The sequence below is a fragment of the Streptomyces sp. NPDC039736 genome (assembly GCF_055596485.1).
This window is the reverse complement of the sequence record NZ_JBVIUQ010000009.1, coordinates 114405-136831: the sequence shown is the minus strand read 5'-3', so window position 1 is coordinate 136831 and position 22427 is coordinate 114405. Positions and strand designations below refer to the sequence as shown.

Below are 22427 nucleotides of genomic sequence, written 5' to 3'. Positions count from 1 at the left end.
GGACCGTCAGGGTCCTTTCCTGCTGGGCGGACACCGCCCCCGGCCGGGTCAGGGTGAGGGCACCTGTGTCGCGCGCGGCGCCCCCGCAGGGCGCCGGACCCGTCCAGCGGCACCGTCACACGGGAGGTCGCTCGATGCCAGCCAACCCCTTCGAAGACCCGGACGAGAGCTACCTGGTCCTGTGCAACCAGCGCGGCCAGCGGTCGCTGTGGCCCGCCCGGCTGCCGGTCCCCGCCGGGTGGCCGGTGGAACTGCCCGCGACCTCCCGGGCCCGCGCGCGTGCGTACGTCGAGGAGGTCTGGCCGGACGTGCGCCCGCACACCCCGGCGGCGTCGTCCGCCGAGACCCTTCCCGTCCTCTTCGAGCGGGCCGCGGCGAGACACGCGGACCTGCCCGCCGTCGAGGGCGAGCACACCGCTCTGACGTACGCGCAACTCGGCGACCGGGTGAACGGGCTGGCCCGACGGCTGATCGCACACGGCCTGGGCCCCGGCGACCTCGTCGGGATCTCCGTGCCCCGCGGCCCCGACCAGGTGGTGGCGGCGCTCGCCGTGACGACCGCCGGAGCCGGTTACGTACCCCTGGACCCCGGATACCCGACCGCGCTGCTGCGCCACATGGCGGCCGACTCGGGGCTGCGGACGCTGCTGCACACGGGCCCCGTGCCGGTCGACGTCACCGGCCCGGACACCCTCGACATCACCGGTCCGGACACCCCCGGCCCCGCCGCCCCGGACGCCGGTGACCACCCCGCCGGGCCGGTCACCGACGAGGAGCGGCGGCGTCCGCTGCGGGCCGATGACACCGCGTACGTCATCTACACCTCCGGGTCCACCGGCGTCCCCAAGGGCGTGGTGATCCCGCACGCCGGCATGGCGGCGCTCGCCGAGGCGCAGCAGCACTGGATCGCCCCGGGCCCCGGCGACCGGGTGCTCCAGTGGGCCTCGTTCAATTTCGACGCCGGGTTCTGGGACCTGACGCTGGCCCTGCTGTCCGGGGCCACCCTGGTGCTCACCGACGACCGCGCGGTGCTGCCCGGCGAGGAGCTGCGCCGCACCCTGATCGACCGGCGGATCAGCCACGCGGTACTGCCCCCGGTCGCGCTCACCGCCACCGACCCGGACGGCGTGCTGCCCGGCGGCGTGGTGCTGTCCACCGGGGACTCCTGCACCCAGGCGCTGGTGGCCCGCTGGGCGCCGGGCCGGCGCATGTTCAACGGATACGGGCCCACGGAGATGACCGTGGGCGTGACCATGGCTGGCCCGGTGCGCCCCGGCGAACCGGTCAGCATCGGGGAGCCCTGGCCGGGCAACGAGGTCCGGGTCCTGGACGTCGCCCTCCAGCCCTGCCAGTACGGCGAGGAGGGCGAGCTGTACCTGGTCGGCGAGGGCGAGGCGCTCGGCTACCTCAACCGGCCCGCCCTGACCGCCGAACGGTTCGTCGCGGACCCGTACGGCGTACCCGGCAGCCGCATGTACCGCTCCGGCGACCTCGGCTACCTGGACAAGGACGGCCCGCTCCACTTCACCGGCCGCGCCGACCGCCAGGTCAAACTGCGGGGCTTCAGGGTCGAACTGGGCGAGGTGGAGGCCGCGCTGGAGTCCTGCCCGGGGGTCCGGCTCGGGGCGGTCGTCGTCACCGGCGAGGTGGACTCGGCGCGCCTGGTGGCCTTCGTGGTGTCCGGCACGGACCCGGCGGGCGGCGGCCCCGGGCTCGCGGAGGAACTGCGCGGCCTGCTCGCCGCGCGGCTGCCCGCGCACATGGTGCCCTCGCGGATCGAGGTGGTGGCGTCCCTGCCGATGACCAGCAACGGGAAGATCGACCGTCGGGCCCTGGAGCAGCGCGCCGCCGCGGCGCGGCGCGCGGGGGAGTCCGGGGCCTCGGAGGGGGCCGGGGCGTCGGCCGGCCGCGCCGTCGACCTGTCCGACCCGGTGGCCGCTCTGTGCGCGCTGGCCGCCAGGGTGCTGGAGGTGCCCGAGGTCGCGCCGGACGACAACTTCTTCGACCGGGGCGGCCATTCGGTCCTCGCGGTGCGGCTCGCCAAGGCCGTCCGGGAGGAGTGGGGGATGAACCTGCCGGTGCGGGCGGTCTTCGAGCGCCCCACCATGGCGGAGCTGGGCGGCCTGCTGTCGCCCGCGTGAACCGGGCCGCACCGGCGCGGGCCCCGGGCGGCCCGCGCCGGTGCGGCGGCGCCCGCTCCGCACCGCGCCGTCAGTCCAGCCGCAGGCGCAGCGCGCTGTGCCCGAACAGGAAGTTGGAGTAGACGCGCGGCGGTTCCGCCAGGACCTCGATCCGGCCCACCCGCCGGACCAGCGACTCCAGCACCGCGGACAGCTCCAGCCGGCCGAGGAAGGCCCCCAGGCAGAAGTGCGGGCCGTGCCCGAGCGCGAGGTGCGGGTTGTGCTGCCGGCCCACGTCGAAGCGGCGGGGCTCCTCGAAGACCTCGGGGTCGTTGTTGGCCGAGATGTTCCACAGGGTGACGATGTCGCCCGCCGCCACCTCGGCGTCCCCGATCCGCAGGTCGACGGTGGCCGTCCGGGCGAAGTGCATGGCCGGGGTGACCCAGCGCAGCACCTCCTCCACCGCGGTGTGCACCGCCGCCTCCCCGGTGCGCAGCCGACGCCACTGCTCCTCGTGGACGCCCAGCGCGTGCAGGGCGCCGATCGTGGTCACCCGGGTCGACTCGTCGCCCCCGAGGATGAGGCTGTAGCAGTTCAGGGCGAGGTCGTCCTCCGTCATGGTCTCGCCCTGGACCCGCGCCCCGGCGATCATGCTGATCACGTCCTCGCCGGGCCGCCGCCGCCGCTCGCGCACCACGTCCACGAAGTACGACAGGATCTCGTTGCGTGCCTCCAGCGCGTCGAACGGGTCGTCCTGGGCGCTCTCCGAGGACAGCGCCCGCTTGTTCCACTCCAGCAGCGACGGCCGGTCGGCGGCAGGCAGTTCGAGCAGGTCGCACACGGTGTTCAGCGGCAGGTGCTCGGCGATGTCGCGCGCGGCGTCGGCCTCGCCCGCGCCGACCACGGCGGCCACCAGGGCGTCCGCCCGCTGCCGTACCGCCTCCTCCACGTACCGCAGCACCCTCGGTGAGAAGGCGCGCAGCATCACCCGGCGCAGCTCGCGGTGGCGGGGGCGGTCCGTCACCGCCAGCATCCGCCCGCCCGCCGAGTCGGTGCCGCGCAGCAGGACGTCCAGCACCGTCCCCCGGGCCGAGCCGAGCCGGGCCGCGTCCTTGTAGCAGTCCTGTACGTCCCGGTGCCTGGCCACCGCCCAGAAGCCGGGGCGGTCGCCCACCGGGGGGTGATGGCGCACGGGCTCGCTGCGGCGCATCCGGTCCCAGTAGGCGTACGGGTCGTTCTCGACGAAGGCGGCCGGGTCGGCGAGGTCGAGAGCCGCCCAGGAGGTGTCGTCGTACGGGCCGCCGAAGGCGGCGGCGTGGTGGGAGGAGACCACCGGGAGACTCCTTTCGGCCCGGCGGACCGGGCCCGTGCGGGAGCGGCCGGACGCGGACACCGGGGTACGGGCGTCCGGCACGGACATCCGGCCGGCAGGGGGACTTCGCGCCCCGATCGTCGCCCCCCGGGGCCGCCCCCGAGACGGCGCTGAATGAATGCTGACGGATTCGGCGGCGGCCCCCGCCGGGCGTGTGATTCTCAACTCGACGACGAAGAAGGGGAGATGGGGAATGGGTGTGCACCGTGGAACCGTACGTACGGTGACCGGCACCGCGGGTCCCGGCCTCCGGCTCCTCGTGCTGCCGCACTCCGGCGGCCGCGCGGAGAGTTTCACCGGCTGGCGCACCGTGCTGCCCGCCGCGTTTCCCGGCACGGCGGTGGACCTGTGCGTCGCGCAGTACCCGGGGCACGGCGACCGGCTGGCGGAGCCCGCGCGCGAGGACGTCGGCGCGATCGCCGAGGAGATCGTCACCGGGCTGGCCCGGCTGCCGCCCGCGCGCCTGGTCCTCTTCGGCCACAGCTTCGGCTCCGCGGTCGCCTGCGAGGTGGCCCGCCGGAGCCCCGCGGCGGGCCTCGACGTCGCCCTGCTGGTCGCGTCCAGCGCCTGGGCCCCCGGCGATCCGGCCCGGCCCCCGCGCGGCGACCACCTGCTGCCCGACGGGGAGTTGTGGGAGCGCCTGGTCGCCCTCGGCGGCATCGACCCCGACCTCGCGGCGGAGACCGAGATCCGTGACCTGGTGCTGCCCGCGATGCGCGCCGACATCGCCGCCCACGAGCGCTACCTCGGCTGCCCCGACCCGGTGTCGCTCGACTGCGACGTGCACGTCTGCGTGGCCCGCGGAGATCCCCTGGTGCCGGTCCTGGCCGCACGCCACTGGGCCCGCCTCACCACCGGGAACGCGAGCGTCGACATCAGACCCGGAGCCCACTTCCACGTCTTCGACGACCCGGCGCTCCTGCTGGCGGGCCTGGCACGGCGGGTACCGCCACGCCCACCTGCGATCCCCATCCACGCGAACGGAGGCGGTCCGGCGCATGAGACGCACGATTCCCCCGAGCCGTACGAGCCCCATGGGTTCCCTGAGTCGCACGAGTCCCATGGATGAAACGGGCAGGGACACGGACCCGGAGGGCGGCGGTGACTCCTGGGCGGGCCTGCGCCTGGTCGTCACCGGCGGCGGCTCGGGCATCGGGGCAGCCGTGGTGGCCCGCGCCGCCGGGCTCGGCGCCGACGTCCTGGCGGTCGGCCGCCGGGCCGACCGGCTGGCCGAGGTGACCGCGAAGGCCCAGGCCGAAGGCCCCGGCACCGCCGTGCCGTACGCCGTGGACGTCACGGCCCCCGACGCCGCCGCCCGGATCGCGGACCGGGCCCGGGACGTGCTCGGCGGCGTCGACGCGCTGGTCAACAACGCCGGGCACGCCGTCTTCGACCGCCTGGAGGACGCCGCCGAGGCGGATCTGCGCGGCATGGTCGACACCAACCTGGTGGCCCCCGCCCTGCTGATCCGGGCGCTGCTTCCCGCGTTGCGCGCCAGCCGGGGCTGCGTGGTCAACGTGTCCTCCGTCGGCGGCGTGCTGGCCATGCCCAACCGGTCCTTCTACGGGGCCAGCAAGGCCGCCCTGAACTCCCTGACCAGGTCGCTCGCCGTGGAACTCGCCCCCGAGGTCCGGGTGAACGCGGTGCTGCCCGGCCCGGTCGACACCGGCCTGTGGGACCTGGCGGCCGGCGAGGGCGCGGACGCCCTGCGCGAGAGGATCGTGTCCGGCACCCCGCTGGGGCGGTTCGGCCTGGCCGCGGAGGTGGCGGCCTGGGTGTGCCACCTCGTCGACCCCGGCTCCTCGTCCTGGGTCACCGGCTCCCTGGTGTCCGTCGACGGCGGCCGCGCGGCCTGAGCCGTACCCGCGGAGCACCACCCGAGCCCCGCCCCCGGAGCATCGCCCGCCCGCACGGGCGGGCCCCGCCCCCTGCCCCGCCCCACCTGCCCCCAGCGGAAAGGCAAGACCCAGATGACGCAGACAGCCCCACCGTCGTTCGCCCCGGCCTCGGCGATCCCCTCCTCTTGGCTGTACGAGTCCTTCCGGATCGCCAACGAACGCGAACGCGAACACCCCGGCCAGATCAAGCTGCACGTGGGCGAGCCCGCCTTCGGCCCGCCGGACTCCGTCGCCAAGGAGTTCGCCGACGCCGTCATCGACGGCCGCGCCCGCTACATCGACGTCCAGGGGCTCCCGGAGCTCCGCGAACGCCTCACCGGCAAGCTGGACACCGTGAACCGCGTCGACACCGAGCCCGCCCGGCTCTTCGTCACCCCCGGCTCGTGCCAGGGGCTCAGCGCGCTGATGCGCAGCCTCGTCCACGCGGGGGCGGAGATCCTGATGCCGGAAATCCACTGGCCCGTACACCTGCAACAGGCCCTGCTCGCCGGATTCCGCCCGGTGTTCTACCAGCTCGACGAACACTTCGCTCCCGACCCCGAGTCGATCCGGCGGGTGGCCGGCCCCGCTACCCGGGTGCTGCTCCTCAACACCCCGTCCAACCCCACCGGCGCGGTCGCCGACCTCCCGCTGCAACAGGCCCTCTACGAGATCGCCGACCAGCACGGCTGGCAGATCATCAGCGACGAGGCCTACGAGGACTTCGCCTTCTCCGGTCCCCACCACTCGATCGCCGCCCTGGAACGTGCCAGGCCCGCCGCCCAGCGCCTGGTCAACAGCGTCTTCACCTTCTCCAAGGGCCCGGCGATGACCGGCTACCGGCTCGGATACGTCGCGGTGTCGCGCCCGGAGACCGCCGCCGCCATGCGCTCGGTCCAGGAGTCCTGCATCATCGCGCCCAACGCGCCCGTCCAGTACGCCGGGCTGGCCGCCCTCGACGCGTCGGGAGCCCTCGCGGGCAACCACGACTTCGTCCGGGGTAACCGGGACACGGCACTCGCCCCGCTGGTCGAGGAGGGACTGCTGCCCGCCCTGCCCGGCGGCGGCTGGTACGCCATGGCCGACGTCTCCTCCACCGGCCTGACCGGCGAGGAGTTCGCCGCCGAACTCATGGACCGGCACGACGTCGTGGTCGTGCCCGGCAGCGGCTTCTCCGCCCGGCCCGAGTTCGCCCCCGACGGCACGCTGCTGCCGCTCGTGCCCGGCGGCGCCGCCTCCGGGCTGGTCCGGATCGCCTTCTGCGTCGACCGCGAGCAGCTCACCACCGGGGTGGAGCGCCTGGTCGAGCTGGTCCGCGAGAAGAGGCAGGGGTGATGCCCGAGGAGGTGACGTACGCCTCCTACCTGAAGCTCGACGAACTGCTGACCCTCCAGGTGCCGCGCACGCCCGGGAGCGAGGCCGACCTCGCCACCGCCCTCTCGGAGCAGTTCTTCATCGTCAGCCACCAGACCTGCGAACTGTGGCTGAAGCAGATCCTGGGCGACCTCGCCGCCGTCGAGGGCAACTTCCGCGCGATGACCACCGGGGGCCTGGAGCGGTCCGTCGACCTGCTCTACCGGTGCTGCGAACTGCTGCGCCTGCTGCACGAGCAGCTCATGGCGCTGGAGCGGCTGCCGCTGGAGGACTTCGCCCAGTTCCGGGCACACCTCGGCACGGCCAGCGGCGCCCAGTCCAGCCAGGCCCACGAACTGGAACGGGTACTGGGCAGCGCCAGCCGCTCCGGAACGTTGTTCCTGGCCTTCCGCGCCGGTCTGCAGCGAACCGGCGCCGACCTGGAGGAGATCGTCGCGGCGGGCGTCGAGGCGGGTTCCCACCACCGGGTCGTCGAGGCGATGCTCAGCGTGGGCAACGGGTACTTCCAGTGGAAGATCGGGCACGTGGGCCTGGTGCTGAAGATGATCGGCGAGCAGCCGGGCACGGCGGGCACCTCGGGGGCGGCGCACCTCATGGGCCGCGCCACCATGCCGTTCACCGAACTCCACGAGCTCCGCGGCAAGGTGCACGAGCGCAGACGCCGGCAGGCGGGCTGAACCCCGGGCGCCCACAGGCGCCGGAGGACGTACGCGCGAAGTGTCCGGCCCCGAGCACGACGGGCCGGACACTTCGCGTGCCGGGGCCGGACGGGACGGCGCCGCCCGGCGTCCTGCGTGGACGGGTCAGCCGGCTGTCTCCAGGATGTAGCCGCGCCCCCAGACCGTGCGCAGGCTCAGCCGGACGCCGTCCAACCGCTGCCGCAGCCGCATGATGTGCAGGTCGATCGCGTTGCTGGTGACCTTCTCGTTGTTGATGCGGCCCAGGGCCTCCTTCAGCGTGTCCCGGCGTACGAGATGGCCGAAGTCGGCCAGGAAACATCGCATCATCTCGCTCTGCGCCTCCGACATGGGCACCGACTGGCCGCCGTAGTAGAGGACCCCGGTCGGGTCCAGCGCGGGCATGAAGTCGGTCCCGGTGCGCTGTTGCAGCGTGTGGACGCGGGCCGCCAGGTCGAGGCGGCCGACCGGGGGGCGCACCCAGTCCTCGGTGGGGGAGATGTCGTTCGGCGGTGCCGTCTGGCCCTCCAGGACCAGCAGGCAGGGCAGTCCCGCCTCGCGCAGCTGGTCCCTCTCGTGGCGCTGGACGGGCCAGCGGAGGAACTTGACTTCTTGCGTGTGAACGAGCGTGGCCATGGTCGTGACCCCGTTTCCCGTGACAAGTGGCGAGTGACGTCTGGGGGGCGGACGTCCTGGGTGCGGACGTCCGGTGTGCGGACATCTGGTCGAGACCGGCGGCTCCGGCGCGGCACGCGCCCGTCGCCCCGGCGGGTTGATCCTGCCCGATCTCGATTCCAGGTCGATTCCGCGTCGATTCCGCTTGGCCGGGGGCCCGATTCCGGTCCGGCCGGAGCGAAGTGCCGCACGATGAACCGTACTGCTCAGCCGGTTGTCGCGGGCGCGGCGAAAGAAGCACGACATGGTCGCGTGGGACCGCCCGGTGATCGGCAACAACCCTCGTAAGGGAACAGACCGCCCCCGACCTTCACGGCGGTCACGATCGGGAGCACGTGATGAGAGACGAGAACCGCACACCGCGCCGACGGGTCGCCGTCATCGGCGCCGGCATCACCGGCCCACTGCTGTCCGTGTGCCTGGTGAGACTGGGCTTCGAGGTGGATCTGTACGAGGCGTACGTGCGCCGGGCGCAGGACGTGGGCTCGTTCCTCAACCTGGCTCCCAACGGGCGGGCCGTGCTGGAGCGCCTGGGCCTGGCCGACCGGGTCCTCGAACAGGGCGTCCCGGCCGGCTCCATCGCCTTCGCCAACCACAGGGGCAGGGCACTCGTGCGGAACCCCGAGCGCACCACCAACATCATGCGCGGCGAACTCAGCGGCGCCCTGCGCGAGGCGGCCACCGACTCCGGGGTCAAACTGCACACCGCCAAGCGGCTGGTAGCCCTGGCGGAGAACCACGACGGCGACTGGCGGCTCGGCTTCGAGGACGACACGCACGCCGAGGCCGACCTCGTGCTCGGCTGCGACGGCGTGAACTCCACCACGCGCCGCCTGCTGCTGCCCGACGCGCCCCGCCCCGCCTACACCGAGGTGGTCGGTTCCGGGGGCAGGGCGCGGCTCGGCGCCTCGGAACTCCCGGCGGACGGCCGGTTCCACATGGTCTTCGGCCTGCGCGGCTTCTTCGGGTACCAGGTGGTCTCGCCCGGGGAGGTGTGGTGGTTCGAGAACCATCAGGAGACCGACGAACGCAGCTTCGCCGAGCTCGCCGCGATCGACGACGCCCGCTGGGTGGCCGCCCTGGCCGACCGGCACCGTCCCGACCCCGCCGTGGTCCGCCGCATCCTGAACGCCTCCACCGGGCCGGTCGGCCGCTGGCCGGTCCACGAGGTGCCGCCCCTGCGGACCTGGCACCGGGGCAGCGCCGCGGTGCTGGGCGACGCCGCGCACGCGGTGGCCCCGCACCTGGGGGCGGGCGCCGCGCTCGGCATGGAGGACGCCTACGAACTCGCCCTCGCCCTGTATGAACACCCCACCCCGCAGCGGGCGTTCACCGCGTTCGAGGAGTCCCGGCGGGAGAGGGTGGAAGCGATGGCGAAGCAGGCCCGGCAGACGGGTGCGGTGATGACCCCCGACAAGTGGATCACCCGGGTGATACGTGACCTGATGCTGCCGATGGCCATCAAGCAGGGGGTGCGCAAGGGCACCGAGGCCTACTCCTACCGGCCTTCGCCGTGGCCGGTGCGGACCGGCTGACCGTCATCCGGGCGCGGCGGCCACGGAAGCAGCCGTGGCCGAAGCGGCCCCCGGGGCCTCCCGCCGCCGCGAGGCGCGGTGCGGAAGGCCCCGGGGGCCGTCGATGCGGGCCGGCGGTCAGCGCAGGTCGCCGGTGACGATCCACAGGTGGCCGAACGGGTCGCGCAGGCGCCCTTCCCGTTTGCCGTACGGGCGGTTCTCGACCGGCACGACCACCGTGCCGCCGCCTTCGACCATCCGGGCGGCGACGGCGTCCTGGTCGTCGAACTCCGCCTCCAGGAGGACCGGGGACCCGCCGACGTCGTCGGGCGAGAGCCAGCCCCAGTCGGTGACGGCGGGGGAGAGGGACAGCGGCGAACCGCCGACCTGGAGGACGACGACCATCACGCGGCCGCTCTCGTCCTGGGCGCGGAAGACCTCTTCGGCGCCCATGGCCTTCTGGTAGTAGGCGGCGGCGGTGTCGGGGTCCGGGACGATCAATCGTGGCGTCAGACTCATGAGCCGACTGTATTCCCACACGGCGGCCCGCAGCGGACTTTCGAGCGGTTCGCGCCAGGTGTGCGACAGAGTTCTCCGCCGGCCGCACAGGTCACGTGGCGGACCGGCTGATGTTCGTCGACCGGCCGGTGGCCACGCTGATCCGTCTGCGCCAAGATCTGCCGCACTCGGCTCTTGGCCTGCTGTCCGGTGCCGGCCGCTCCACCGTCACCCGTGCGACCGGGGAGACACGCGCGCTCCTGGCCGAGCGGGGGTGCGCGGTCCCCACCCGCAAAGCCCCGGCCGGGAGCACCGCCCGGCAGAGTCGAACAGGGGGAACGTGACCGCCACGACCACTCGTCCGACCGCATCTGCGTCGAACACGCCCTCGTCGGCCACGAACACTGGAGACAACTGACGCGCTGGACCCACCGCCTGCCCGACACCTATCGCGCCACCACCGGCCTCGTCCCCGACCGCACCAACATCGGCTGACAACAGGCCAGGGCCAAGCCAAACACGCCTCACCCGCCGTCATGCGCCAACTCGTGATGTCCGAGGGCGGAGGAGGAGCCCCGACTCGGCCAGTGGCGGTCGGCGCGGCGGAGCTCGCATCCGAGCAGCGGTGGGGTGCCGAGGAGGTGCCGGCCGGGCCTGTGAGGGTGACAGGCCGGGCCCGTGAGGTGACATGCCGGGATGTCGGGCCTCACCCGCCCGGTAGCGGGACCGATCCGGGAGCACCGCGGAAGCGCACACGGTCCGACAAAAGGACTGAAGCACCTAATAAGTGGCTAAAGAGCGCTCCTCGCTTGTCAAAAAACGCCTGGTCAGCGGTCGCGCGGCGCTCCGGGACCTTCGGCCGTCCAGAACGACGCGCGGGAGAAAGCCGAAACCAAGGGGCCGGTTTCCTCCTCATAGTGGACGTAACGGGCGAAAAGCCCGGATCGACGAGAGGTTTCACTCATGCGCAAGGCATTCACCATCTCCGCCATAGCCGTCGCCGCCACTCTGGCGATGTCCGCGCCGGCCACCGCGTTCGCCTCCGACTCCGGGGTGACGACGATCGCCACCGCCTCGGACGCCCCGCAGCCGAACAAGAGTGACTCCGGCCGGTCCGCGAAGGACGCGCGGACCGGCCGGCCGGACAAGGGCGTCCAGGGCCAGGGCATGCGGTCGGACGCAGGCATCCGGAGCGACAAGGCCGAGGCCCCGGTCGTCTCCGTCACCTCCTCGCCCAAGAGCAAGGCGGGTTACACGGCCGGAGAAACCGTGAAGTTCAAGGTCTCCGCCCCCAATGGCTCGAAGGTGTCCGCGTCCTCGGACGCGCTCACCGGCATCAGCCTCACGCAGGCCGCCAAGGCCGGTGACCACCTCACCTACCTGGGCACCGGCAAGGTGAAGTCCGGCTTCGGCATCGGCACCGCCCGCCTCACGGCGACCGCCGACTACGGCGACACCGGCTCGCAGGGCTCCGCCGCCTTCTCGGTGAACACCGGCACCAGCCCGTCCCCCGCCCCGGTTCCGTCCCAGGCCTCGATGTCCCTGTCGGCCGACGGCGGCCGCCCTGGCGACAAGGTCGCCGTCACCATCAAGAGCGGAAACCTCAAGGGCAACGCCACGGTCACGTCCGGCGCCTTCACCGGCACGGTCAACCTGGAGCGCGACCCCCTGCACGAGGGAACCTGGCACGGGCAGGCCACCGTCTCCGGAAAGACCAGGGCCGGCTACTACGCAGTCAATGGCTACGTCGGAACCGCCAAGATCGACACTGTGAAGTTCGGAGTCGCCGCGGACGGTTCGGACCGCACTGATCACCACAACAACGGCACGCACGTCCACGGCAAGGACGTGAAGCCCCTGCACCCGCACCAGTACAAGGTCCCCAAGGGTTCCGTGCAGACCGGTATGGCCCCGGCCTCCTCCTGCAACGGAGCGGACATGGACCTCTTCGGCGGTTCCGCGCTCGGCGCCGCAGCACTGGTCGGCACGGTCGCACTGCGTCGCCGCCACCATGGCTGAGTCGACAACTCGCCGCCGGGGCGGAGCGTGCGCACGCCGCACGGCCGCCCTGGCCGCGACCACGGCACTCGCCGCAGCCGCGGCGGTCGGCTGCTCCTCGTCCCCCCAGACCGGTACGCAGCTCACCGGCGGCAGCACGAAAACGGTTCCCGTCAGCGCCATCGCTCCCTCGGTCCCCGACCGGATCACCATCCCCGACATCGACGTCGACGCCGACCTCGAGACGGTGGGCCTCGACGCCCACGGAGTGATGGAGACCCCGCCGATGGACAAACCCGCGGAGGCCAGTTGGTACCGCGAGGGACCCACCCCCGGCGAGAAGGGTGCGGCCGCGATCGTGGGCCACCTGGACACGCCGGAGACGGAGAAGGCCGTCTTCCACCACCTCAAGGAGCTCAAGAAGAACGAAGAGATCAAGGTGCACCGCAAGGACGGCCGCACCGCCGTCTTCTCCGTCGACTCCGTCGAGACGTTCAAGAAGGACAACTTCCCGACGGACAAGGTCTACAAGTCGACGGGCAAGGCGGAACTGCGCCTGATCACGTGCGGCGGTTCCCTCAATCCCGACCGCCACTGGGACTCGAACGTCATCGTCTTCGCCCACCTCAAGGCCGAGGCCACGGCGTAGGCCGGGACCGAGACCGGGGGGGACTCCTTATATCCGCGGACAGCACGGCCGCCGCCTGGCACCAGGCGGCGCTGTGGTCCTGGCCCCCGGACCGATGAGGGGTCGTCTTCGTCCCGGCCGGCCCGGGTCCGGTGGCGCGGCCCATGCCGCGTGCGCGCCCGCTCTGCCCCCCCCAGCGACGTCGCGCCGCCGCTACGCGGCCGGAAGGCGCAGCGCTCCCGTGCGGCGGGGCATGAGGCTGGGTGGTCTGCGGGCGATCGCTCCGCGATCGGCCTGCGGCGGGGCCCCGTGCCACACGGCGGGGTCCCTCACTGGGATTTCGCGGACTGTTCACACGGAGGAGTGGCACTGGAGCCGGATTTTCGTTTCTGCCGTCATCGGCCTTCGTAGAATGGCGGCTCTTCACCCCAGCCCTCGGTGAGTGCCACTGACCGTTTGCCCCGCTGTGCGGGGCCGCTGCACCTGGGGGCTTTGATGCGCATGTCGTTCCGCCCTGTCCCGCCGGACCCCAGCTTCGTTTGGCTGTTGGCCACGACGTGGCCTCCCACGAATCGTGCACGTCTTCGCCCCCTGCCCGACGAAGCCGTCACCGTGATCGAAATTCACGGCGAAGTCGACCTTGCCACCGTCCCCGCACTGCGCCCCCGCCTCCAGCGGGCGGCCGCCCGCCGTGACGTCCGTCTCGTCGTGGATCTGCGTCCGGCACGCTTCTTCGACAGTTCCCTCCTCGACCTCCTGCACGGCGCATGTGAACAAGTCCGCACCAGTGGGGGCTCCTTCACTCTGGTGTGTACGGACCGATGGCACCGGTGCGTCCTGCACCTGGCGGGGCTGAGCACACCGCACCCGCCGGCATCCACCCTCCGCGACGCGATCACCGCCGGGCGTGCGAACGCCTCCGCCGGCCCCCTCCTGGTCTGCCCCGCTGTACCTTCCTTCCTCGCGCGCAGGCCCGTTCTGGGTGTGAGGCGCAGTCGGCAACCCTGACCCCGGCCCGGCAGCCGGGCGGCAGCCGTCGCACCGACGACGGCTGCCGCCCGTTCCGCGCCCCGCCTGGTTCGGTGGTGTGGGCCCGCCGGGACGCGTGGGCGGCAGCCGCTGCAAGCGCCGTAAAACCCCCAGGAGTTGACCCAGAAGTGCGCGGTTCCCTGGTAAGGGCAATCAAAACACCAATCCTGGCGAAAGCCTCAATACTCGAAAAAACGGCGAAGAGTAATGTTTTCGAAATTAAGGCCAAAGTTTGATGCATCCATCTATTTAAAGACAATTAAGCATTCTTGGGGCGCGGTGCGCCGTGGATGCGCCTACGTTGATGACTGTCAGCCGGGGATTTTCTCCGGCGGCAAACCGAAGGATGTATGCCATGCGCTTCCTGCGCAGCACGGCCACCGCACGGACCTTCCTGATCGCTTCGATCGCCGTAGCCGGCCTCACCGTCACTCCGGCTCTCGCCTCCGCCCAGTCCGGTGCCAGCAGTGCCCGGACCCACTCCGCCCTGGGGCTCCTTGGCCTGCCCGGTGCCAACGGTGCCAACGGTGTCGGGACCAGCGGCGGGCTCGGTGGCCTCGGCGGCACCGGAGGCGCTGCGGGAGCCAACGGCAACGGCGGCAACGGGGGCAACGGCGGCAACGCCACCGGCACGGCGAGCGTCGGCGGCGCCGGCGGCACGGGCGGCGCAGGCGGCGCCAACGGCAACGGCGGTGCCGGAGGCACCGGTGGCAGTGCCGCACTCGGCGGCACCGGCGGCAAGGGCGGTGTGGGCGGCGTCGGCGACGCGGGCGTCGGTATCGCCGGGGGCAAGGGCGGCAACGGAGGCGCGGCCACAGCCGGTGGCGGCTACAAGGGCGGCCAGGGCGGCGCCGGCGGTGCGGCCAGCCCGGTCTGCCCGGGCAAGCCCGGCGGCAACGGCACCGCCGCCACGTCCACCTCGGACGGCACCACCGGCGCGACCGGCGCGGCAGGAAAGTCCACTCTCCCCTGCTGAACCACCTCGGTCGGACCACCGTGGCGCTCAGGGCAGCCAGTCCACGCCAACTCTGATCGCACCGTCTGACCGCAGCGCCACCGCACCGCAGCGCCAACGCACCACAGCACCACAGGTGCCCGGCTGCCGAACCTGGCAGCCGGGCACCTGTGGTGCTCACCCTCCAGCGTCGCCCGCACGCCGCTGTGTGCTGGCACTTTGTGGGTGCCAGGGCGAACGCGGTGGCGGGTCTCGCCGGCCGTGGGACCCCTCACGGGGAGGGGTCCCACGGTGGCAGCGGTCAGTGGTCGTTGTCGTCGCTGGTCCGCGGTTCCGGGGGCTGGTTCTTCAGAGTGTGCCGGTGGACGTTTCCAGCGAGCTCGATGAGCTGCTGGGGAGTGATCTTCTCCGACAGGAGGTCTTCGCGTGCGAACTGCCGTACTTCTCGTAGTTCTGTCCGCAGGGCCAGACGCCAGATCACGGCATGAACGAGGTCGGGGGTGTGCCGGGCGAGGGCGCATACCACCGCGGCGGTAGCGGTGATGGCGAGGGCAGCCACGGTCCACAGCGGGCTGTGGCCCAGCAGGCTCCAGGAGAGGGCGGCGCCGGAGAGGCCGGAGCCCGCCAGCGCTGTGACCCGGAGGAGCGGCTGCGGGCGGGTGGGGTACTGCTGTTCGCCCTCGGCAGGGGCTGTGCACTGGTGCTGGACGCGACGGAACATGGAGTCCTCCGTTGGTGCCGTGAGGTATCGGTCGGAGGTCCAGGGCCAACAGCCCGCGTGTTTCCCGGAGTTCGCGAAGATTCTTTGCGGAATTTCCGTGAGCGGCTGCTGCGGCAGCTCACGTGAGGGGAGTGTCAGTGGATGACCGTCTGTGGAGGCCGGGCAGTGACCGGATCAGTGACCGGGAGCTGGTCCAATGGGCGCTGGACGCATCTCGGCCGCACCGGCGCAAGAGGGCGCTGGAGATGATCGCTGAACGGTATGTGCAGGACGTTCTGGTGTCGACGGCGGGGCGGATGGGGGACCCGGAGGCGGCGAGCGACGTCACTCAGCAGACCTTCCTGGACGCCTGCGTCAAGCTGCTCAAGGGGGAGGGTCCGCAGAATCCGGACCACCTGGGCGGGTGGCTGTACCGCTTCAGCCGCAATCGCGAACTCAACCACTACAAGCGCCGTGATGTGATCCGGCAGCGTTCCGTTCCGCCCCACGCCCACGGTGACGGTTTCGGCTCGGACGTCTCCCGGGTGGGGCGCGCGCGTGACGACGAAGGGCGGCTTGCTCAGGTGGTCGGCATAGCCGGCCGGGTGGCACGCACGCTGGCGGCGGATGAGCAGGAGATCTACCGGCTCTTCTTCGAGCAGGAGCTCACGGTCGCCGAGGTCACCGAACAACTCGCCCTGTCAGGGCGGGCGCTGTCGGAGAAAACCGTCGCCAACAAGGTCACGCGCATCACGGCGGCCGTCGCGGTCGGTTTTGACGCGTACCTTCTTGTGCAGCACGATCGCACCCTGTGCCGACAACTGACCGGCATCGTCGGCCGGTACCCACAGGAGTTCGGCAGCGAACTGCGGGACCACGTGCTCAAACACGCCCGCAAGTGTGCCGACTGCGGAAGCTGCGCGGTGTGCCCCACCTGCCGGGTGCGAGACATCCTGGCCATCAGCACATGTGAGAAGTCCTCCGGCTGCCAGCGCTGCCGGGTATGCGACAACGAACGGCTTGCTCTGAAGGCGGAGTGGGCACCGGCCCTCGTCGTCCTCCTGTTCCTCCGCCCGGTTCGGACCGCAGTCCTTGAGGCCGTGAACCAGGCCTGGTCCGCAGCCGTCTCCGTACTGTCGTCGGCGCCGGCCAAACCGCCCGGCAGCCCTCCCGGGCCGCCGCCCGCCGGGGGGCCGCTGCACCGTCCGGTCATCAAGGCGGCCGCCGCAGCCGTCGTCGCCGCAGCCGTCACCGCCGGAGCACTGCTGCTCACCCGCCCCGACGCGGGCCCCTCACCGCAGACGGCGCCGGTCGCCGCCTCCATGCCGACCATCGCGTACGCCACCGACAAGGAGGTGCACGTCCAGACCAAGGAGAAGGCCGGCACCGTCGGCACGGTGGCATCCGGCAGCACGGTCACCGACCTGGTCTGGTCGGCCGACCGCCAACGCGTGGGCTGGCTTGCCAAACCTTCTCGTGGCACGGCCACCACCCTGCACACGACGGACCTGTCCACCGGCCAGAGCCGCACCTGGGCCTGCCAGGACTGCGCCGGACTCGCCTTCCAGGACGCGAACCTGGTCAGCGTGCGGCAGCGCGCCCAGATGCTGTCCCACCCGCCCTCCGGCAAGACCCCCAAGACCCTCGAACTGCGGGGAATCGACACTCCGGCCACCGGCCTGCAACTCTTTCTCGTCGGCAGCACGGCGGCCGGCAGCGGGCTGCTGATCTTCACGATGGACAACGGCCTCAATGGGGCCGAGGCCAACAAGCTGTACCGGACGGCCGCCAACGGGATGGCGACGACGGTCGTCGACGACACTCTCCAGGACATCCCCGGCGGTGCCCGGCGACCCGGCCAGTACGCGGCGGTCAACGGGGACGGTACCCGGTTCGCCTACGGCGGCAATGACTCGGGCGGCAATCCCTGCGGGCCCCCCGACCGGGTGACCGTGATCGATCTCGACACCGACAAGCACACCACCACCGCCCTGCCCCACAACGATGCGCCCCCGCATCTGCGGATCTCGGGGCTCTGGTTCGGCCCCCGGGACGAGGTATGGGCCAGCGCCTTCCGCGAACCGGCCGAATCCTGCGTCGCGTACGGGGAAGGGGCAGCGATCCGCCGCCAGCAGACAGCCGCCTACCGTCTGAGCGGCGGCACATGGGCCCCGTCCGGGCAGGACGCCGTCATGGCCCAGACAACGGGACAGGGATGGAGCGCGCGACGGGCCGCAGCCACCGGACTCAACGACTACCGGCCCCCCGCCTCCCCGCTCGTCGTCACCAACGCCAAGAAGCAGCAGGTCGCCCTCCATGACTCCGTCACAGTCTTCGCCTGGGCTCCCGGTCCCGCAACGGCCGTTCCGGTCCTTGGCACCCTGTGGGCGCCTTACCAGAAAGGGTATGGACTGCCGAGGCCCAGGACGTTCTTCAACGGCGGCAGCACTTCCGGGTTGGTCCGCGACGTGACCTGGACTTCCTGGGGCGGGCCACGCGCCACCGGAACAGGGGAGGCCCGCTACCTCACCGAGGGGGCGTCCGTTGCCGACAGTCCCTGGGAGAAGAGCACGGTCGTGGCGTTCGACCTCGGCGACTGCGATGGAGTCCGGGCTTACCGGCAAGTTGCCTGGTTCCATCCGCAGCACGGCGGGCGCTTCGATCGCCCGAGCAGTTCCCTCAACGCGTGCAAGGGGGATGAACCGGACACCCCTTGACTCTGCTGCCGTGGCCGGACCTGCTTCGCCGGTGCCGGCACGCCGTACCGGACGGACCCCTTGCGTGAAGGAGCCCACGTGGCTACGAGCGAGTAGCCGCAGAGCGCACACGAGGACGGCCGGCACCCGTTCCACCGAAGCGGCTGAAGGGTGCCGGCCTTCCTGAGAAGTGGGGATGTGCCGATCCCGGGTGGGGCCAGGCGCAGTGACCCGGAGGGTTGTTCACGCGGCGGATGGGCGCGGAGAGGGGGTTCACCGGGCCTGGACGGGCTGGGTCAGGTTCACCGGGTTGCCGTCGGGGTCCTGGATGTGGGCCACCCGCTGTCCCCACGGCATGTCGTGGGGGCCGCTGCGCACCGAACCACCCAGGGCCTCCACGCGGCCCAGCGTCTCGTCGACGTCGTCGACACCGATGCTGAGCAGTATCCGCGGCGCTGCTCCGGGCACCAGGTCCGTCCTGGCCACCAGGCCGAGGTCGGTGTCGCCGATACGCAAGCCGCGGTAGAACACCGGCCCTGCCTCCGGTACCCGGAAGATCTCCTCGGCGCCGAACAGCTTCGTGTAGAAGCGGAACAGGACGTCCTGGTCGGCCGAAAGGATCACTGGCTGGATGGTGGACATGGGCACTCCTGTCAAGAACGGTCGTGTTCGCTGGGCAGACCGTTCGCGGACGGCGGACTCATCGGTACGGCCCCTGCCAAGGGTTCTTCCGCGTGCTGTTCGCCGGTCGTACGAGTGGCCCCGAGTGTCGCCTGCGCCCGCACCCCGCCGCCCTGGGGGACTCCCGCACCAGGGTGAGATCGCGGCCGAACGATGAGGGTGTATCGGGCCTCTCGCCCTCCAGGGCAGGAAGTCGCCCGGTGTCATCAACTGCCTCGGCCCACGGCGCGTTGGGGGCCGGGCAGAAGAGCTGGGCGCCGGGGTCAGCCGGCAGGCGTGCAGCTGAAGCGTTCCACCGCGCCGTCCCCGAACCCGTCCGAGATCTCTTCCCCATTGACCACGACGTCGTGTCCTGGGACGGGCCTGCCGCCAGTGCGCGGTCACCGTCTGCCGAGGCGCCCCTGCCGAGGCGCCCCGCCCAGGCCACGAAGCCCCGCGCACCGCCCAGCTCACCGCGCCGGCCGGAATGGCGACGTTCCGACGCATCGAACTGCCTCGACGCCTGCGAGCGCGCCGACGCCGTCGTCCTCCGGCCCTGCGCCGAGGGACGCAGGGCCGGAGGCCCACCTGTCTGGCCCGGCCAGGTCGACGGCCCCGGCGCCGCCGCGGACACCACCGCCCGGGTCGCCGACGGCGGCCCCGGCCCGGCCGATCCGCCCGGCGTCCTCGACCTCTGCGCCTTCCAGCCCTCACGTCGCGTCCGGGCCGGCCTCCACGACGAGCAGCACCCGCCCGGCACTGCCGACCCCGCGCGCTGAACGGCCGCACCGGCTGTCCGGCGCGCGGGTTTCCCACGCCGTCGCCGTACGGACCGCGGGGGCGCGGCCACCGGGAGACCGGTGGCCGCGCCCCCGCGGCGCGAAGAGGCGGAGACCTGTCAGATGATGCCCTCCGCGATCTCCTCCCGCTCGCGCCTGGTGCCGTACGCCGCCTCCGACGGCGTCCCGTAGGAATCGCGGGCCACGTACCACCACGCCGTCGCCAGGAGCAGCACCGCCGCCATCGCGAACACCGCGTAGTTCATCGTGTCCCAGTTCACCGGTGCCTTCTGCGGCAGCATGAACAGCACCGTCACGACGGTCACCCACGACACGGCGATCCAGCCGATCGGCTTGCTCCAGCGGCCGAGGTTCCACGGCCCGGGCTCGAACCGGTTGCCCGCACGCAGCTTCAGGAAGATCGGGATGGCGTACGCGGGCGTGATGCCGATGACGTTGATCGCGGTGACCGCGGAGTACGCGGTCGCCGAGTACAGCGACGGCACGGCGATCAGGCACGCCATGCCGACCGACAGCCACACCGCGGGAACCGGCGTCTGGGTGCGGCTGCTGACCCTGCGCCACAGCTTCGAACCGGGCAGCGCGTTGTCGCGGCTGAACGCGAACACCATCCGGCTGGCCGCCGCGACCTCCGCGTTGCCGCAGAACAGCTGGGCGCCGATCACCACGAGCAGCAGCGCCGTCGCTCCGCCGTCGCCCAGCGCGTCCAGCAGGATCTGCGCCGGCGGCACCCCGGTCTCGCTGCCCACGGTGCCCGCGTAGTCCTGGATGGCGAAGGTGAGACCGGCCAGCAGGGCGAACCCCGCGATCCAGGACACCCAGATGGCGCGCACGATGCCGCGCGGGGCCGTCACCGACGCGTTCGAGGTCTCCTCCGACAGGTGGGCGGAGGCGTCGTAACCGGAGAAGGTGTACTGCGCCAGCAGCAGGCCAATGGCCGCCACGTAGACCGGGCTGTCGATGCCGGTGTCGTTCACGAACTCGGTGAAGACGAACCCCGCCGACTGGTGGTGGTCGGGGACGATCACCAGCGCGCCGACGATCACGGTGACACCGGCGATGTGCCACCACACGCTGATCGAGTTGAGCACGCTGACCAGCCGCACGCCGAACAGGTTGAGCACCGCGTGCAGCAGCAGGATGCACATGAAGATGAGCATCGTCGACCCGGGCGTCGGCTCGAAGCCGAACCGCAGATTCAGGAACGCGCCGGTGAACAGCGCCGCACCGTAGTCGATGCCCGCGATCGCGCCCAGCAGGCCCAGCAGGTTCAACCAGCCGGTGTACCAGCCCCACTTGCGGCCGCCGAGCCGGTCGGCCATGTAGTAGAGCGCACCGGACGTCGGGTACGCGCTGGTCACCTCGGCGAGCGCCAGGCCGACCGTGAGGACGAAGAGGCCGACGCCTATCCACCCCCACATCATCACGGCGGGGCCGCCGGTGCCGAGGCCGAAGCCGTACATCGTCATGCAGCCGGACAGCACGGAGATGACCGAGAAGCTGATCGCGAAGTTGCCGAAGCCGCCCATCCGGCGTGCGAGCACCGGCTGATAGCCGAGTTCCCGCAGACGCTGCTCCTCGTCCTGCGGGGCGACAGCGTCCGGGCGGGACGATTTCGGTGGGGAGAGGGACATGGTCATTCCTTCGGAGGGGAGAGGGGCCCGGGGGACACATGCGGGTCGCCCCGGTGGCACGTGGAGTGCGGTTACGAACCGGGCGCGCCGAGGAGGCACCGGGCGCGGGCCTGCAGGAAGAGCTCCTGCGCCGCGTGCGTGGTGTCGTCCTGTCCGCCACGCAGGCGGCGCACCCAGGGCAGCGGTGCGTAGTAGGGCCCGAGTGCCCGGAACACCCGGGCGGCGTCCTGGAACTGGTGGGCGCCCCACAGGGCGTGGGCCAGGTGGCTGAGGTCGAGCAGCGAGGACTCCGCGGGGGCGGCGGAATCAGCGGAGCGGGCGGAATCGGCCGGGTGGGCCGGAACGAACCAGTTGCGCAGTGCCCACTGCGCGTCCCTGATCGCGTCGTCCGTCACCCAGTGCATGTCGAGCGCCCGTTCCTGGCCCCGCTCCCGGCGATAGCGCTCCACGCGCACGTACAGCGGGAGGGTGTGCACGGGAGATCCCGAAGGTGCCGAGACGATCGCCCAGTGCGCGTAGTTGACGGCTTCGGGGAGGGCGCCCCGCTCGTTCCTGGCGTACACGAACTGGAGCATGCGCTGGTGCGCCTCGCGGTTGGCGGGGTCGCGCTTGGTGACCTCGGCGAGCAGCCCCCACGGGCCGGGGAAGAGCATCGGCCCCGGCGGCGGCAGCCGGTGGTCCGCCATCCGCTGCCCCCGGTCGAGCGGGGCCAGGGCCAACAGGCACACCCACGGCACCGGGTCGTCGGGCGCCTGCTGGGCGCAGACCTGGCAGGCCTCCCACGCCTCGTGCCACAGCGCGGCGGTCTGCGGGTGCTCCTTCTGGTGGGCGCGGGTCGCACGCTCCACCGCGACCCGCGCGTGCATCACGGTCGCCGCGAGGCTGTGCGGCTCCTCGCTCCGCCAGGCGCGCACGGTGTCGGTACCGGCCGCGACCGCCGCCAGGACCTGGGTGCGACGGGTCCACGCAGCCCAGTCCGCGGTACCCGCGAGCAGGTTCCGCATCGCCACCCAGCGGCCCGCTCGTAATTCCTGTACGACGAACCGTAATTCGGCGTCATGGCCCGCCGGGTGGTACACCGGCCGGAACTCCTCGCTGGGCATCGTTGCAGGTCCTCTGGTGCGTTCGGCGGTACGGAGGAGGCCGGGAAGGCCCCCCTTCGCAGTGCGTACGCATCGGCCAACCCACCGTGGTCGACGTGTAGTTGACCACGAATCAGG

Annotated in this window: 18 protein-coding genes; 11 read left to right on the top strand and 7 right to left on the bottom strand. The window is 72.1% G+C overall.

The features are described 5' to 3' along the window. Positions 1-134 precede the first annotated feature (134 nt). Positions 135-2141, top strand: a complete 2007-nt coding sequence (locus tag ACZ56L_RS26865; RefSeq protein WP_471066860.1) for an amino acid adenylation domain-containing protein — start codon at positions 135-137, stop codon at positions 2139-2141. Positions 2142-2211: 70 nt separating this feature from the next. On the opposite strand, the gene ACZ56L_RS26860 is transcribed toward ACZ56L_RS26865, so the two are convergent. After that, complete coding sequence (locus ACZ56L_RS26860; protein WP_471066858.1) at positions 2212-3453, bottom strand: cytochrome P450; 1242 nt, start codon at positions 3451-3453, stop codon at positions 2212-2214. Positions 3454-3715: 262 nt separating this feature from the next. On the opposite strand from ACZ56L_RS26860, the gene ACZ56L_RS26855 reads away from it, so the two are divergent. The 4 genes from ACZ56L_RS26855 to ACZ56L_RS26840 all read left to right on the top strand — a co-directional run bounded on the left by ACZ56L_RS26855 (position 3716) and on the right by ACZ56L_RS26840 (position 7420). Continuing rightward, on the top strand, positions 3716-4561 hold the full coding sequence (locus ACZ56L_RS26855; RefSeq protein WP_468690481.1) for a thioesterase II family protein: 846 nt from the start codon (positions 3716-3718) through the stop codon (positions 4559-4561). Further along, on the top strand, positions 4554-5348 hold the full coding sequence (locus tag ACZ56L_RS26850) for an SDR family NAD(P)-dependent oxidoreductase (RefSeq protein ID WP_468690482.1): 795 nt from the start codon (positions 4554-4556) through the stop codon (positions 5346-5348). The genes ACZ56L_RS26855 and ACZ56L_RS26850 overlap by 8 nt, the downstream gene beginning before the upstream one ends. Before the next feature lie 114 nt (positions 5349-5462). Beyond that, positions 5463-6704 carry a pyridoxal phosphate-dependent aminotransferase gene (locus tag ACZ56L_RS26845; RefSeq protein ID WP_345226114.1) on the top strand — a complete coding sequence of 414 codons (1242 nt, stop codon included), beginning with the start codon at positions 5463-5465 and terminating at the stop codon, positions 6702-6704. Then, on the top strand, positions 6704-7420 hold the full coding sequence (locus tag ACZ56L_RS26840; protein ID WP_345226117.1) for a tryptophan 2,3-dioxygenase family protein: 717 nt from the start codon (positions 6704-6706) through the stop codon (positions 7418-7420). The genes ACZ56L_RS26845 and ACZ56L_RS26840 overlap by 1 nt, the downstream gene beginning before the upstream one ends. Before the next feature lie 126 nt (positions 7421-7546). Here ACZ56L_RS26840 and ACZ56L_RS26835 read toward each other — a convergent pair whose 3' ends face one another. Continuing rightward, positions 7547-8056, bottom strand: a complete 510-nt coding sequence (locus tag ACZ56L_RS26835; RefSeq protein WP_401761611.1) for a helix-turn-helix domain-containing protein — start codon at positions 8054-8056, stop codon at positions 7547-7549. Positions 8057-8433: 377 nt separating this feature from the next. On the opposite strand from ACZ56L_RS26835, the gene ACZ56L_RS26830 reads away from it, so the two are divergent. After that, on the top strand, positions 8434-9630 hold the full coding sequence (locus ACZ56L_RS26830; protein ID WP_471066855.1) for an FAD-dependent oxidoreductase: 1197 nt from the start codon (positions 8434-8436) through the stop codon (positions 9628-9630). A 117-nt stretch (positions 9631-9747) separates the two neighbouring features. On the opposite strand, the gene ACZ56L_RS26825 is transcribed toward ACZ56L_RS26830, so the two are convergent. Next, positions 9748-10128, bottom strand: a complete 381-nt coding sequence (locus ACZ56L_RS26825) for a VOC family protein (protein ID WP_345226123.1) — start codon at positions 10126-10128, stop codon at positions 9748-9750. Between the two features lie 942 nt (positions 10129-11070). Between ACZ56L_RS26825 and ACZ56L_RS26820 the strand changes: the two genes are divergently transcribed. The 4 genes from ACZ56L_RS26820 (at position 11071) to ACZ56L_RS26805 (ending at position 14738) form a co-directional block, all read left to right on the top strand. Continuing rightward, positions 11071-12126, top strand: a complete 1056-nt coding sequence (locus ACZ56L_RS26820) for a hypothetical protein (RefSeq protein WP_471066853.1) — start codon at positions 11071-11073, stop codon at positions 12124-12126. Further along, the gene (locus ACZ56L_RS26815; protein WP_468690489.1) at positions 12119-12754 is read left to right on the top strand and encodes a class F sortase; all 636 of its coding nucleotides are present in this window, start codon (positions 12119-12121) and stop codon (positions 12752-12754) included. Before ACZ56L_RS26820 ends, ACZ56L_RS26815 begins: the two co-directional genes overlap by 8 nt. 474 nt (positions 12755-13228) lie before the next feature. Beyond that, on the top strand, positions 13229-13741 hold the full coding sequence (locus ACZ56L_RS26810) for an anti-sigma factor antagonist (protein WP_471066851.1): 513 nt from the start codon (positions 13229-13231) through the stop codon (positions 13739-13741). A gap of 376 nt (positions 13742-14117) precedes the next feature. Then, entirely contained in the window at positions 14118-14738 is a 621-nt protein-coding gene (locus tag ACZ56L_RS26805; protein ID WP_468690492.1) for a hypothetical protein, read from the top strand. Between the two features lie 280 nt (positions 14739-15018). Here ACZ56L_RS26805 and ACZ56L_RS26800 read toward each other — a convergent pair whose 3' ends face one another. Further along, positions 15019-15438 carry a hypothetical protein gene (locus ACZ56L_RS26800; RefSeq protein ID WP_471066849.1) on the bottom strand — a complete coding sequence of 140 codons (420 nt, stop codon included), beginning with the start codon at positions 15436-15438 and terminating at the stop codon, positions 15019-15021. Between the two features lie 137 nt (positions 15439-15575). Between ACZ56L_RS26800 and ACZ56L_RS26795 the strand changes: the two genes are divergently transcribed. Further along, positions 15576-18134: a hypothetical protein gene (locus ACZ56L_RS26795; protein WP_471066847.1), complete on the top strand. Its 2559-nt coding sequence runs from the start codon at positions 15576-15578 to the stop codon at positions 18132-18134. Positions 18135-18386: 252 nt separating this feature from the next. Here the strand turns inward: ACZ56L_RS26795 and ACZ56L_RS26790 are convergent, their stop codons facing one another. From ACZ56L_RS26790 to ACZ56L_RS26780, 3 genes are all read right to left on the bottom strand, one after another. Then, the gene (locus tag ACZ56L_RS26790) at positions 18387-18755 is read right to left on the bottom strand and encodes a VOC family protein (RefSeq protein WP_471066845.1); all 369 of its coding nucleotides are present in this window, start codon (positions 18753-18755) and stop codon (positions 18387-18389) included. A gap of 916 nt (positions 18756-19671) precedes the next feature. Continuing rightward, positions 19672-21213 carry an amino acid permease gene (locus tag ACZ56L_RS26785; protein ID WP_471066843.1) on the bottom strand — a complete coding sequence of 514 codons (1542 nt, stop codon included), beginning with the start codon at positions 21211-21213 and terminating at the stop codon, positions 19672-19674. A gap of 65 nt (positions 21214-21278) precedes the next feature. Continuing rightward, a complete protein-coding gene (locus tag ACZ56L_RS26780; RefSeq protein WP_345226130.1) occupies positions 21279-22310 on the bottom strand; it encodes a hypothetical protein in 1032 nt (343 codons plus the stop codon). Positions 22311-22427 lie beyond the last annotated feature (117 nt).